Source organism: Azohydromonas australica DSM 1124, from assembly GCF_000430725.1.
Classification (GTDB): Bacteria; Pseudomonadota; Gammaproteobacteria; order Burkholderiales; family Burkholderiaceae_C; genus Azohydromonas; species Azohydromonas australica.
Genome location: NZ_KE387208.1, coordinates 295703 through 308183 on the forward strand (window position 1 = coordinate 295703; position 12481 = coordinate 308183).

The window sequence follows — 12481 nt, forward strand, 5'->3', positions numbered from 1 at the left end:
GGTCGCCATCGCCCCTCAGGCCTCTTGCCGCTCGTCCAGGCAGCGCCGCACCTCGGCGTACAGCTCCTCGGTCTGGAAGGGCTTGCGCAGCAGCCGCGCGCCGGGCACGGCGGTCCACAGCAGCTCGCGGTCGGCGTGGCCGCTGACGAAGACGATGGGCAGCAGCGGCGACAGCTGGCGCAGCCGCCGCGCCACCTCGATGCCGCTGAGCCCCCCCGGCAGACCCAGGTCCAGCAGCAGCACCTGCGGCGAGAAGTCCGCGTAGGCCGACAGCGCCGCGCCGCCGTCGGCGGCGCTGAGCACCTCGTAGCCGTTGTCGCGCAGCAGCTCGGCCATGGTGCGGCGGATGTCGGGCTCGTCGTCGATCACCAGCACCCGCTCGCCGCGCCCGGCCAGGTTGCGCGGCAGCGTGCGCTCCTCCAAGGGCGAGAGTTCCGCGCCGCTGCCCGCGGCCAGCCACAGCGACACCTGCGTCCCCTGCCCCGGCTCGCTGGCGATGCGCGCGCCGCCCCGCGACAGCCGCGCCACGTTGGCCACCTGCGCCAGCCCCAGGCCCGTGCCGCGGCCCACGGGCTTGGTGGTGAAGAAGGGGTCGAAGGCCTTGCCCGCCACTTCCGGCGTCATGCCGGTACCGGTGTCCGTGACGGTGATGACGACGTAGGCGCCGGGCAGCAGCTCCCCTTCGGGCTCGGCCAGCTGCTGCGCGCGGGCCTCGATGCTGATGTTGCCGCCCTGGGGCATGGCGTCCTTGGCGTTGAGCACGAGGTTGAGGATCGCCAGCTCCAGCTGGTTGGCGTCGGTCACGGCCACCAGCTCGGCGCCGTCGGACAGCTCGATGTCCAGCGCGATGGCGCTCTCCACCGCCTGGCGCAGCCAGTCGCGCAGGCCCAGCAGCAGCGTGCGCACGTCGGTGGGGCCGGTGACCAGGTCGTTGCTGCGCGAGAAGGCCAGCAGCCGCAGCGTGAGCTGCTTGCCGCGCTCGGCCGCGGCCAGCGCCTTGTCCAGCAGCGCACTGAGCTTCGGGTCGCCCGACAGGCGCTGCACCAGGTGGATGTAGCCCACCATCGACGCCAGGATGTTGTTGAAGTCGTGCGCCATCGAGCCGGTGAGCTGGCCGACGGCCTCCATCTTCTGCGACTGCACCAGCACCGCCTCGGCGCGCTCGCGCTGCGCGATCTGCTCGATGAGCCGGATGTTGGCCTGGTGCAGCGCGCGGGTGCGCTCCTCGATGCGCCGCTCCAGGCTCTCGTTGAGCGAGCGCGTGCCGCTCTCGGCCGCATGCAGCCGCAGCAGCGCGCGCACGGCGGCGACGAGCTCGTCGGGGTCGATGGGCTGGATCAGGTAGGCGTCGGCGCCGCCCTCCAGCCCGCGCGTGCGGTCCGCGGCGCTGGTGAAGGTGGCCGAGGTCTGCAGCACCATGGTGGTGGGCCAGCGCAGCTTGATCTGCTTGCACACCTCGATGCCGCTGATGTCGGGCAGCCGCACGTCCAGCAGCACCAGCGCCGGGCGCAGCGTCTCCATCTGCGCCAGCGCCTCGCGGCCCGAGACAGCGTCCACCACCTCGAAGCCCGCGTGGCGCAGGGTGCGGTTCTTCGCGTAGCGCGCGGGCTCGGTGTCGTCGACGTTGAGGATGGTCGCCGCGCCGTTGCCCTGGGCACCGTCCGCGCCGGCGCTGCCCTCGTTGATGCTGCTGCTGCCGCTCATGCAGTCCCTCGCCCTTGATTGATCACGGAGTGGATGAGTGTGGTGAGCCCGTCGCGCGAGATGTCGTGCTTGGGCACGATGGCGTAGGCGGCGGCCAGGGCGCGCTTCTGGTCCAGCGACAGCGCCTGCGACGTGCACACCACCACCGGCACCGTGCGCAGCTGCGCGTCGGCCGCCAGCGCCTGCAGCACGGCGAAGCCGTCCAGGCGCGGCATGTGCAGATCCAGGATCACCACGTCCGGACGGCTTTGCCGCACCAGCGCCAGCCCGGCCTCGCCGTCCTCCGCCTCCAGCACGCGCAGCCCCGCATCCTGCGCGATGTGGCGGATGACGTAGCGGAAGGCCTCCTCGTCATCGATCACCACGAGCTGTGCGGCATCCGGCGTGCCTTCGCCGGGTTCCGGGACCTCGGCGAAACTCCCGTAACGAAGGGGGAGGTACAGCTCGAAGGTGGAGCCCATCTCCGGGGTGCTGCGCACCGTGATGTCGCCGCCCATGAGCTGCGCCAGCCGCCGCGACAGCGACAGCCCCAGCCCCGTGCCGCCGCGCTGCAGCGCGCCCTGCACCTGCGTGAACTCCTCGAAGATGGTCTGCAGGTGCTCCGGCGCGATGCCGATGCCCGTGTCCTCCACCGTGAACGCCATGCGGGCGCTGCCCGCGTCGTGGCGGGCGCCCACGCGCACGTGGCCGCGCTGCGTGAACTTCAGCGCGTTGGAGATCAGGTTGCGCAGCACCTGCGTCACCTTCTGCTCGTCGGCGTAGAGCTCGGGCAGCCCCGTGGGCTCGTCGAAGACCAGCTCCACTGCCGGGTTCACCAGCAGCGGCTTGAGCGAGCCGCGCAGCCCGGCGAAGAGCGCGTCCACGCTGAAGGCCTCGGGCCGGATGTCCAGCCGCCCGGCCTCCACCTTGGCTAGGTCCAGCAGGTCATTGACCATGTCCAGCAGCCCCTGCGCCGAGCGGCGGACGTACTCCACCTGGCGCTGCTGCTCGTGGTTGAGGTCGCCGTCCACGCCGTCGGCCAGCAGCCGCGTCAGCGCCAGGATCGAGTTCAGCGGCGTGCGGAACTCGTGGCTCATGTGCGACAGGAACTTCGACTTCATGTCGCTGGCACTGCGCAGCTGCTCGGCCTTCTGGTCCAGCTCCGAGTACAGCGCCACCACGCCGCGGTTGGTTTCCTCCAGCTCGCGGTTCAGGCGCTCCGCCTCGGTCTGGCGTTCCTGCAGGTCTGCCAGGCTCTGGATCAGCTCGCGGTCCTGCTCGTGCAGCGCCGCCATTGGATCGGGCCGCGCCCCGGCCAGCGCGGCGCCCAGGGCCTGCAACGCTGCCGGCGCCAGCCGCGCCGCGGCCGCCTTGGGGATGCGCTGCCACAGCCGCACCGTGGTGCCGGCGGGCGCGGACTCGATCTCGAAGCGGTCCACCAGGCGCCGCGCGCTGGGCAGCCCGGTGCCGCGCCCGGGCTGGAAGGTCTTCTGCCCGTTGAGCACGGCCTGCAGCTCGGCGATGCCCGGGCCGCGGTCGCGCACCGTCACGCACAGGTGCTGCGGCTGCGCCGGCGCGTCCACCGCCAGCTCGACCTCGCCGCCGCGCGCGTGCGTGAAGGCGTTGCGCGCCATCTCCGACACGGCGGTGGCGATGCGCGTCTGCGCCTGGCGGTCCAGCCCCAGGCGCTCGGCCAGGCGGTGCGCGTTCTGCCGCGCCGCGACCACGTCGGCCGCGGTGGCCAGCGGCAGCCGGGCCAGCACCTGGTTCATGGCGCCTCCGTGCGCGCGGCCACCACGGTGGCGTCGTCGCGCCCGCGCGCGAAGTCGCGGTAGAGCACGCCGGCCACCAGCAGCGGGTGCATGCGCTGCAGGCCCGGGTAGGCGTCCAGCGACCAGCCGGAGGACAGCCCGTCGGAGTGCATCACCAGCAGCGCGCCGGGGCCGCAGGGGTAGTCGAAGGCCTGGATCTTTCGCGCGTTGTGCCCGGCGGTGCCGTTGTGCGAGACCATGCGCCGCACCGTGCCGCCGCCCACCACCGCCGCGGCGATGTTGCCCAGGCCCACGAAGGAGACCGTCGCGCTGCCCGGGTCGATGCGCGCCACCGCCACCGCGCCGCCGCGGGTGTGGCGCAGCGCCTGGTGCACCGCGTGCACGATCTGCGTCGGCGGCTCGTGGCGGCTGCGCTGGAACTGCGCCACCGCCTCGTTGGCCGCCACCGCGGCCTCGGTGCCGTGGCCCAGGCCGTCGACCATGAACACGGTGCGCACGGGCCCGTCCGCATGCGTGGCCCAGGCGTCGCCGCAGGCGCGCTCGCCGGGCTTGGCGATGCTCACCCCGCCCAGCGCCTCGTCATGGGCCGGCTCGCAGGCCGCCTCGCCCCTGCGCGACAGGCAGGCCTGCACCGCCGTGCCCTTGCCCGGCCAGGACGCGACGTGGAAGGACTGCGCCAGGCGCCGCACGGCGCCCAGGCCGTTGCCCGCGGTGCCGGCGGAGGAGTAGCCGTCGGCCATGCAGGCGGCGACGTCGGTCATGCCGGGGCCCTTGTCCAGCGCCAGCAGCTCGATGCGGTCGCTGCCGCAGCCCACCAGCAGCCGCCCGCCCCCACCGCCGTGCTTGAGCAGGTTCGTGCCCAGCTCGGTGGCGACGATGGCGAGCTGCCCGGCGCGCACCTCGTCGAAACCCAGCGCCGCGGCGGCGGCCACCGCGCGGCGCCGCGCCTCGGCCACGGCGCTGGAATCGTTGACCATCACTTCGAACATGGACTGCCGCTCCCGTGGTGGTCGTTCACTTGAAACGCGCGATCGTGATGCGCGTGCCCTGCCCCGGCGTGGAGTCGATGGCGAACTCGCTGGACAGCCGCTTGGCGCCGCCCAGGCCCAGGCCCAGGCCGCCACCCGTGGTGAAGCCGTCGCGCAGCGCGGCGGCGATGTCGGGGATGCCCGGGCCCTGGTCCTCGAACTGCATGCGCACGCCGCGCCGCGGACCGGCCACGAGCTCGATGCGCACCGTGCCGCCGCCGCCGTAGTCCAGCGTGTTGCGCGCCAGCTCGCTGGCGGCGGTGACGATCTTGGTCTGGTCCACCAGGCTCAGCCCGGCCTCCACCGCCACGGCGCGCACGCGCTGGCGCACCCGCACCACGTCCTCGGAGCTTCGGATTTCCAGGACGTCACTCACCGTAGGCGCCGTCCTCATCGTCGGAGGCCACGGCGTTGCGCCAGGCGTGGCGCGCGGAGCCGGCGATCAGCGCCAGGCCCTTGTCCACGTCGAGCGCGGTCTTCACGCCGTGCAGCGACAGGCCCAGCTCCACCAGCGTGATGGCCACCGCCGGGCGCATGCCCACCACCACCGTGTCGGCGTCGAGGATGCGCGACACCGCGGCGATGTTGTCCAGCATGCGGCCCATGAAGCTGTCCACGATCTCCAGCGCGGAGATGTCGATGAGCACGCCGCGCGCGCCCACCGCGACGATGCGCTGGGTGAGGTCCTCCTCCAGCGCCGAGGCCAGCTCGTCGTGCATGTCCACCTGGATCGTCACCAGCAGCACGTTGCCCAGCTTGAGGATGGGAATGCGGTCCATGGGCTCAGGCCTGCGGTGCGTGGCCGCCGGAAAGCGCGTCGGTGCGGCGCCTCATGACGCCGCGGCCCTGCCGGGCCAGCGCCAGCGCGAAGGCGTCGGCCAGCGTGGCCTTGGACACCACGTCCAGCTCCACGCCCAGGTGCACCATGGTCTGCGCGATCTGCGGGCGGATGCCGCTGATGATGCAGTCCGCGCCCATGAGCCGCGCCGCGGCCACGGTCTTGAGCAGGTGCTGCGCGGTGAGCGTGTCCACCGTGGGCACGCCGGTGATGTCGATGATGGCGATGCCCGCGCTCTGCTGGACGATGGACTCCAGCAGGTTCTCCATCACCACCTGCGTGCGCTGGCTGTCCAGCGTGCCGATGAGCGGCAGCGCCAGGATGCCGTCCCACAGCTTGATCACGGGCGTGGAGAGCTCGGCGATCTCCTGCTGCTGGCGCACGATCAGCTCCTCGCGCGTGCGCTGGTAGGCCTCCATGGTGTAGAGGCCCAGCCGGTCCAGCAGCAGCCCCATGCTCCAGTTGGCGGCCATCATGACGGTCTGGTCGGCCACCGCGTGGCGGCCGAACACGTCGAACAGCGGCTGCTTGAGCGAGAAGATGAAGAGCGTGGTCTCGCGCGGGCTGAAGCCCTGCGTGGCACGCGAGGCCGAGACGTCGCTCAGCATCTCGCGCACCGGGGCGAAGGCGGGAGCGTCGATGTCCTGCGTGCCGGCGCCGAGCGCTTCGCGCAGCAGGCGCAGGAACTGGCTGCACTGGGTCTGCAGCTCGCCCTCGCGGATGCGGCCGCTGTGCAGCGCCCCGTCTTCCTTGAGCTGCTGCAACCACTGCTGCAGCACCTCTGCTTCGTGGGCGTTGAGCAGCTCCGAGGTGACCTGCGTACCAGCCTGTGCCATGTGTGAATCGCTCCTTTGGGGGTATCGGACCCATCATAGTCGGCGCCGCAGGGGCTCCAGGCGGTGAGTCGCAGCCCTTGGGACAGACCCGGATTCAGGCCGGTCTAAGGGTTGCTCTCTAGATTCTTCGAATCGCGGCGCTTCCCGCCGTGACCGCCACAGGAGACAGCTGATGAACGCAGAGGAAAGACTCCGGGTCGTGCGCCTGGTCACGCGCCTGTCGCGCGCGCCCGAGGCGCCCCAGGACGAGGACGCCGCGCTGGAGCTGGCCGCGCTGCTGAAGGTGCGGCCCGACGCGCCCTACCTGCTGCTGCAGCGCGCGCTGATGCTGGAGCTGGCGCTGGAACAGGCCCAGGCCGAGCTGCGGCAGCTGCGCCAGGGACAGGCGCCGCGCCAGCCGGCCCAGGGCTACGCCCCGCCGCAGTCCGCGGGCACGGCGCAGTCGCCGTCGCGCTGGGGTGGCCTCTTCCAGCGCGGCGCGCCCGCCGGGGCGAACCCCGGCTATCCCGGATCGGGTCCGGGGTACGGGCCGGGCGCGGCGGCGTCGGCGTCGGCCGGCGGCGGTTTCCTGCGCAACGCCGCGGCGGTGGGCGCGGGGGTGCTGGGCGGCAGCCTGCTCTTCCACGGGCTGGATGCGCTGTTCCATGAGCACGACCACCCCGGCGCCGGCGGCGCCGGCGGTGCCGGGCAGGGCCTGTTGTCGGGCGACATGCAGTCGCCGCTGGACGCCATCAGCGGCAACGAGTTCGTGGACCCCGGCCAGGACCCGGGCAACGACCCGTTCAGCGGCGACATGCTGGGCGACGGCGGGGAGTTCGACGGGGGCGGGGACGACTGGACCTGAGCACCGGCTCCGGGCCCCAGGCGGCGGTGCATGATGCGCGCCGCTTTCGGTTCAAGGAGGGACGACGGGCATGCGCCTGCTGCTGGTGGAAGACGACACGATGATCGGCGAGGCCGTGCTGGACCTGCTGCGCGCGGAGCACTACGCCGTGGACTGGGTCAAGGACGGCGAGATGGCCGAGACGGCGCTGCACACGCAGGCCTACGACCTGCTGCTGCTGGACCTGGGTCTGCCCCGGCGCGACGGGCTGGAGGTGCTGCGCTCGCTGCGCGCGCGCAAGGACCGCACGCCCGTGCTCGTCACCACCGCGCGCGACGCCGTGGCCCAGCGCATCGAGGGCCTGGACGCCGGCGCCGACGACTACGTGCTCAAGCCCTACGACCTCGACGAGCTGCTGGCGCGCATCCGCGCCCTGCTGCGCCGCGCCGCCGGGCGCGCCGAGCCCGTGTACGAGCACCGGGGCGTCTCGCTCAACCCGGCCACGCGCGAGGCCAGCGTGGGCAGCCAGCCGGTGGTGCTGTCGGCACGCGAGTGGGCCGTGCTGGAGCCGCTGATCGCGCGCCCGGGCATGGTGCTGTCACGCTCGCAACTGGAGGAGAAGCTCTACGGCTGGCGCGACGGCATCAGCTCCAACGCCGTGGAGGTCTACATCCACGGGCTGCGCAAGAAACTGGGGGCGGACACCATCCTCAACGTGCGCGGCCTGGGCTACATGGTGCCCAAGGGCTGACGCAGGACGCGGGAGGACCCCATGCGGATTCGACTGCCGCAATCCCTGCGCGCGCGGCTGCTGTGGCTGCTGCTGGCGGCCATCGTGCTCACCGCGCTGGCGCAGGGCATCGCCGCCTACGGCACCGCGCGCGCCGAGGCCGACCAGATCTTCGACTACCACATGCAGCAGATGGCGCTGGCGCTGCGCCCCGGGCTGACCTCGCGCGGCGGGCTGCCCGATGCGGCCGAGGCCGAGAACTTCGAGTTCGTGGTGCAGGTCTGGACCGCCGACGGGCTGCGCGTGTTCCAGTCCGCCGCGCGCGCGGCGCTGCCGCAGCGCGCGGTGCTGGGCTTCTCCGACGTGCAGGCGCACGGCAGCACCTACCGCGTGTTCTCGCTGCAGACGCGCACGCAGGTGATCCAGGTGGCGCAGGACATGGCGGCGCGGCGCGAGATGGCGCGCACGCTGGCGCTGCGCACCGTGGCGCCCATCGGCGTGCTGGCGCCGCTGCTGATGCTGCTGGCCTGGGCCGTGGTCAGCAGCTCGCTGGCGCCGGTGCAGCGGCTGCAGCGCCAGGTGGCCTCGCGCCAGGCCGAGAACCTGGGCGCGGTGCACGGGCGCGACCTGCCCGAGGAGATCCAGCCGCTGGCCGACGAGCTCAACCTGCTGTTCGTGCGGGTGCGCCAGGCCTTCGAGGCGCAGAAGAGCTTCGTCGCCGACGCCGCGCACGAGCTGCGCTCGCCGCTGGCGGCGCTGAAGCTGCAGGTGCAGGGCCTGCAGCGTGCGCCGGACGAGGCCACGCGCGAGCGCGCCATCCAGCGCCTGACGGCCGGCATCGACCGGGCCACGCGGCTGGTGGAGCAGCTGCTGGTGCTGGCGCGCCACCAGGCCGGCTCCGCCTCGGCGACGCCGGCGGTGCCGGTGGCGCTGGCCGAGGTGGCGCGCCTGGCGGTGGCCGACGCCGTGCCGCAGGCGCAGGCGCGCGGCATCGACCTGGGCGTGCCGCAAGCCGAGCCTGGGCAGGTGCAAGGGCACGCCGAGGCGCTGCGCATCCTCATGCGCAACCTGCTGGACAACGCGCTGAAGTACACGCCCGAAGGCGGCACGGTGGACCTGTCGGTGCAGCGCGAGGGCGCGTCGATGCGGCTGGTGGTGGAGGACAGCGGCCCCGGCATCCCGGAAGCGGAGCGCGAGCGCGTGCTGGACCGCTTCCACCGCGTCCCCGGCACCGAGGCGCCGGGCAGCGGCCTGGGGCTGGCGATCGTCAAGGCCATCGCCGAGCTGCACGGCGCGGCGCTGCGGCTGGAGAAGTCGCAGCGGCTGGGCGGGCTGCGGGTGGACGTGCGCTTCGACGCGCGTGGCTGAAGCCGCTCAGGCGTGACGACGCGAGGCCCGGCGGCTGACGCCGAGCGCCCCGAGCAGGCCCAGGCTCGCCAGCGCCAGGCTGCCCGGCTCGGGCACGGCTTCCTCCGCCATCTCCGGTGCCATGAACTGCGTGGCCATGAACATCTCGCCCATGGGCGAGGCGAAGCCGCCGTCGCTGCCCTGGCGCACGTAGATGCTCATGTGCGAGAGGGCTTGGCGGATGCCTTGCTTGTTGAACGAGGCCGTGAGCCAGTCGCCGCCGGCGGACCCGTCGAACAGCACGTCCTGGAAGTAGTACATCGCGAACTTGGTGCTGGATTTCAGCACCGCCACCATGTCCAGGTGCAGCGGATCGCCAGTGGACAGGTCGCCGCCGGTGCCGATGAGCGTCCAGGTGCCCGAGCTGCTCTTGGCGCCGGCGTCCACGCTGAACTTGATGCCGTTGACGGTGTTGCTCTCGTCGTCGCTGCTGCCGGTGTTGTCCTTGGCCGCCAGCGTCCAGCCGCCGCCCCAGTTCACCGGCAGCTTGTTGATGTTGACCTTCTTGTTGCCGTCGCGGTCGGTGTCGTTGCCCTTGACCACGCCGTAGAAGCCCGCGGCCTCGCTGGCGCCCAGAGGGTCCGCGCCGTAGGTGACGCTGCCCACGATCTCCGCCTGCGCGGCCATCGCGCCGCAGGCCAGCAGCGCCGTACCAATGGCTTTCGTGAACGTCATGAGCTTCGACTGCTGGACCATGGCTTGCTGCCTTCCTGTGGTGTTGAGCTGCTTGCACCAGCCGGTCGGCTGCTGCATGGCGCCATGGTCCGCAAAAGGTCCGCGCCGATCGTGAAGCCTTTGTGAACCGGGCCGCGAACCTTGTCCGAAGTGTGTCGGCGCCAAAGTGCCCCACCCTGGCCCTGTTTTTTAAGAGCCGTCTAAGTGACCGACTGCACATTGGCGGCATGTCCAATGACAACTCTCGCCAAGGAGGCCCCTTCATGAGCACCCTGTCGATGTCCCCTGCCCGGCTGACCCTGGCCCTGCTGGCGGCCGGCGTGATCGGTGGCGCCGGCGCCACCTTCGTCAGCAGCCACCACGCCGGCGCGGCCGTGCCGGCCACCGGTGACGCCGCCGCCACGGCCAACGCACCCGTGGCAGCGGTTGCGGGCGCACCCGACTTCTCGCTGATCACGGAGCGCCACGGCCCGGCGGTGGTCAACATCGCCGTCAGCGGCATGCGCGCGGTGAGCAACGACGAGGGCAACGAGGACGAGGAGCAGGCCACGCCGCGCGGTGCGCCCCCGGGCATGAGCCCCAACGACCCGTTCTACGAGTTCTTCCGCCGCTTCGGCCCGCCGGGATTCGCGGTTCCCAATCCGCGCGGCGGGCAGCAGCAGCAGCCCGTGCGCGGCCAGGGCTCGGGCTTCATCATCAGCGCCGACGGCGTGATCCTGACCAACGCGCACGTCGTGCACGGCGCCAAGGAGGTGACGGTCAAGCTCACCGACCGGCGCGAGTTCCAGGCCAAGGTGCTGGGCGAGGATCCCAAGACCGACGTGGCCGTGATCAAGATCGACGCCAAGGGCCTGCCCACGGTGCCGCTGGGCAGCACGCGCGACCTGCGCCCGGGCGAGTGGGTAGCGGCCATCGGCTCGCCCTTCGGGTTCGAGAACAGCGTCACCGTGGGCGTGGTCAGCGCCAAGGGCCGCTCGCTGCCCGACGACGGCTACGTGCCCTTCCTGCAGACCGACGTGGCGATCAACCCCGGCAACTCCGGCGGCCCGCTGTTCAACGCGCGCGGCGAGGTGGTGGGCATCAACTCGCAGATCTACAGCCGCTCCGGCGGCTACATGGGGCTGTCGTTCGCGATCCCCATCGAGCTGGCGACCAAGGTCAAGGACCAGATCGTGGCCACGGGCAAGGCCAGCCACGCGCGGCTGGGCGTGGCGATCCAGGAGGTCAACCAGACGCTGGCCGACTCCTTCAAGCTCGACAAGCCCGAGGGCGCGCTGGTGGCCAGCGTGGACGCCGGCGGCCCGGCTGCCAAGGCGGGGCTGCAGGTGGGCGACGTGATCCGCAAGGTCAACGGCCAGCCCATCGTCTCCTCGGGCGACCTGCCCGCGCTCATCGGTCAATCCAGCCCCGGCGAGCAGGTGGCACTGGAGGTCTGGCGCCACGGCAAACGCGAGGAGATCAGCGCCCGGCTGGGCGACGCGGCCGACCGCTCGGCCAAGGTGGCGCAGGCCGACGACAGCGTCGCGCCGGGCCAGCAGGCCAAGCTGGGCCTGGCGCTGCGCCCGCTGCAGCCTCAGGAGCGCCGTGGCGCGGGCGTGGACGCCGGCCTGGTGGTGGAAAACGCCACCGGCCCCTCGGCGCGCGCGGGCGTGCAGCCCGGCGACGTGCTGGTGGCCGTCAACGGCACGCCAGTCAGGAGCATCGAGCAGGTGCGCGAGGTGGTGTCCAAGTCCGACAAGTCGGTGGCGCTGCTGATCCAGCGCGGGGACAGCCGGATTTTCGTGCCGGTGCGCATCGTCGGATAAGGCACCGCGTCCTGCCGCGGCACCCGCCGCCGCCATCTATCCAAGCAGGATTCCAGGGTCGACTTCAAGTCGACCCTTATTTTTTTCCAAATAGTTCACGAACCGGGCGAGCGCAATAACCTCCGCTGACATTCCTGAAGCCCGGCGCGTAAAATTTTTTTCTTTCGAAGCAAAGAACCTGACGGCACAAAACGAACTCATCTGCGCGCCTTGTATTTGGATGCGTGTAGCGCCTGAGACCCTGGGCTGTGCAGCTTGACGCGTTTCCATGTCTTCAATGGGCAGCAACCTTAGTCTGAATTCCAGCCATAACGTTTCGGCACGCCGCCTGACTTTGTTCCTTCTGGTCGGCGGGTTTGCCACGGGCCTGCATTACCTGCTGATCTTGATATTCACGCTGGGCCTGGGATGGCCGCTGCTGCAGGCCTCGGGTGTTGGTTTTCTCCTCAGTGCCTTGGTGAATTATGGGCTCAATGCCCGACTGACCTTCCAGAGCCGGGAATCCCATTTCACCACGCTGCCGCGCTTTGCCGTGACGGCAGGCGCCGGGCTGGCCATCAATCATAGGACTTACGCAACGAGCACCATCCGCACCGCCGGGCTGCGCAGCTCGGCTCTTAGATAGTTGGACAGCATCTCGCGTTTGAGCTGATAGAGTGTTTTCCCGACCTGTCGCGCCTGAGCTGCCAAGCAATCCCAAACCAGCACGGCACAAGCAATATGGTTGCGCTGCATCCGGCCGCGCCGGCACTGGCATTTTTCCGCTCCAGTGAGCTGCTTGAATTCGCGATGAAACTGCTCAATCTTCCAACGCGTGCCGCACGCTTCTTGTGTTGCATCCGTGGAATCCTGAGATAGATCGTTGGTCACGATCCAATCGATGC

General features: G+C 71.3%; 12 protein-coding genes and 1 pseudogene. 5 read left to right on the plus strand and 8 right to left on the minus strand.

Annotated elements, in window-relative coordinates:
• Nucleotides 1-15 precede the first annotated feature (15 nt).
• The 6 genes from H537_RS0130345 to H537_RS0130370 are packed head-to-tail and all read right to left on the minus strand — an operon-like array spanning nt 16 to nt 6157.
• The gene (locus H537_RS0130345) at nt 16-1704 is read right to left on the minus strand and encodes a response regulator (RefSeq protein WP_051243646.1); all 1689 of its coding nucleotides are present in this window, start codon (nt 1702-1704) and stop codon (nt 16-18) included.
• On the minus strand, nt 1701-3455 hold the full coding sequence (locus H537_RS0130350) for an ATP-binding response regulator (protein WP_029000890.1): 1755 nt from the start codon (nt 3453-3455) through the stop codon (nt 1701-1703). The genes H537_RS0130345 and H537_RS0130350 overlap by 4 nt, the downstream gene beginning before the upstream one ends.
• Nucleotides 3452-4444, minus strand: a complete 993-nt coding sequence (locus H537_RS0130355) for a SpoIIE family protein phosphatase (RefSeq protein ID WP_029000891.1) — start codon at nt 4442-4444, stop codon at nt 3452-3454. Before H537_RS0130355 ends, H537_RS0130350 begins: the two co-directional genes overlap by 4 nt.
• 25 nt (nt 4445-4469) lie before the next feature.
• Nucleotides 4470-4877, minus strand: a complete 408-nt coding sequence (locus H537_RS0130360; protein WP_029000892.1) for an anti-sigma regulatory factor — start codon at nt 4875-4877, stop codon at nt 4470-4472.
• Nucleotides 4852-5262: an STAS domain-containing protein gene (locus tag H537_RS0130365; protein ID WP_029000893.1), complete on the minus strand. Its 411-nt coding sequence runs from the start codon at nt 5260-5262 to the stop codon at nt 4852-4854. Before H537_RS0130365 ends, H537_RS0130360 begins: the two co-directional genes overlap by 26 nt.
• A 4-nt stretch (nt 5263-5266) precedes the next feature.
• Nucleotides 5267-6157 carry an STAS domain-containing protein gene (locus H537_RS0130370; protein WP_029000894.1) on the minus strand — a complete coding sequence of 297 codons (891 nt, stop codon included), beginning with the start codon at nt 6155-6157 and terminating at the stop codon, nt 5267-5269.
• A 172-nt stretch (nt 6158-6329) separates the two neighbouring features.
• On the opposite strand from H537_RS0130370, the gene H537_RS0130375 reads away from it, so the two are divergent.
• From H537_RS0130375 to H537_RS0130385, 3 genes are all read left to right on the plus strand, one after another.
• Complete coding sequence (locus tag H537_RS0130375; RefSeq protein WP_084151039.1) at nt 6330-7001, plus strand: DUF2076 family protein; 672 nt, start codon at nt 6330-6332, stop codon at nt 6999-7001.
• A 70-nt stretch (nt 7002-7071) separates the two neighbouring features.
• On the plus strand, nt 7072-7731 hold the full coding sequence (locus tag H537_RS0130380; protein WP_029000896.1) for a response regulator: 660 nt from the start codon (nt 7072-7074) through the stop codon (nt 7729-7731).
• A gap of 21 nt (nt 7732-7752) precedes the next feature.
• Nucleotides 7753-9078, plus strand: coding sequence for an ATP-binding protein (locus tag H537_RS0130385; protein ID WP_029000897.1), 1326 nt, complete (start codon nt 7753-7755; stop codon nt 9076-9078).
• Between the two features lie 6 nt (nt 9079-9084).
• Here H537_RS0130385 and H537_RS0130390 read toward each other — a convergent pair whose 3' ends face one another.
• On the minus strand, nt 9085-9792 hold the full coding sequence (locus H537_RS0130390) for a PEP-CTERM sorting domain-containing protein (RefSeq protein WP_169517117.1): 708 nt from the start codon (nt 9790-9792) through the stop codon (nt 9085-9087).
• A 263-nt stretch (nt 9793-10055) separates the two neighbouring features.
• Here H537_RS0130390 and H537_RS0130395 point away from each other — a divergent pair, with 263 nt between their 5' ends.
• Together H537_RS0130395 and H537_RS46360 are read left to right on the plus strand one after the other, a co-directional pair.
• Entirely contained in the window at nt 10056-11597 is a 1542-nt protein-coding gene (locus H537_RS0130395) for a DegQ family serine endoprotease (protein ID WP_029000899.1), read from the plus strand.
• Between the two features lie 268 nt (nt 11598-11865).
• Nucleotides 11866-12222, plus strand: coding sequence for a GtrA family protein (locus tag H537_RS46360; RefSeq protein ID WP_084151040.1), 357 nt, complete (start codon nt 11866-11868; stop codon nt 12220-12222).
• On the opposite strand, the pseudogene H537_RS53555 reads toward H537_RS46360, so the two are convergent.
• Nucleotides 12168-12481 (minus strand): annotated as a pseudogene (locus H537_RS53555) (IS701 family transposase); the annotation flags it as partial. The gene H537_RS46360 and the pseudogene H537_RS53555 sit on opposite strands and share 55 nt — an antisense overlap.

Excerpts from the sequence above, each read along its gene's own strand:
- H537_RS0130345 (WP_051243646.1), bottom strand. The coding sequence starts at position 1,704 with ATGAGCGGCAGCAGCAGCATCAACGAGGGCAGCGCCGGCGCGGACGGT.
- H537_RS0130350 (WP_029000890.1), bottom strand. The coding sequence starts at position 3,455 with ATGAACCAGGTGCTGGCCCGGCTGCCGCTGGCCACCGCGGCCGACGTG.
- H537_RS0130355 (WP_029000891.1), bottom strand. The coding sequence starts at position 4,444 with ATGTTCGAAGTGATGGTCAACGATTCCAGCGCCGTGGCCGAGGCGCGG.
- H537_RS0130360 (WP_029000892.1), bottom strand. The coding sequence starts at position 4,877 with ATGAGGACGGCGCCTACGGTGAGTGACGTCCTGGAAATCCGAAGCTCC.
- H537_RS0130365 (WP_029000893.1), bottom strand. The coding sequence starts at position 5,262 with ATGGACCGCATTCCCATCCTCAAGCTGGGCAACGTGCTGCTGGTGACG.
- H537_RS0130370 (WP_029000894.1), bottom strand. The coding sequence starts at position 6,157 with ATGGCACAGGCTGGTACGCAGGTCACCTCGGAGCTGCTCAACGCCCAC.
- H537_RS0130375 (WP_084151039.1), top strand. The coding sequence starts at position 6,330 with ATGAACGCAGAGGAAAGACTCCGGGTCGTGCGCCTGGTCACGCGCCTG.
- H537_RS0130380 (WP_029000896.1), top strand. The coding sequence starts at position 7,072 with ATGCGCCTGCTGCTGGTGGAAGACGACACGATGATCGGCGAGGCCGTG.
- H537_RS0130385 (WP_029000897.1), top strand. The coding sequence starts at position 7,753 with ATGCGGATTCGACTGCCGCAATCCCTGCGCGCGCGGCTGCTGTGGCTG.
- H537_RS0130390 (WP_169517117.1), bottom strand. The coding sequence starts at position 9,792 with ATGACGTTCACGAAAGCCATTGGTACGGCGCTGCTGGCCTGCGGCGCG.
- H537_RS0130395 (WP_029000899.1), top strand. The coding sequence starts at position 10,056 with ATGAGCACCCTGTCGATGTCCCCTGCCCGGCTGACCCTGGCCCTGCTG.
- H537_RS46360 (WP_084151040.1), top strand. The coding sequence starts at position 11,866 with ATGTCTTCAATGGGCAGCAACCTTAGTCTGAATTCCAGCCATAACGTT.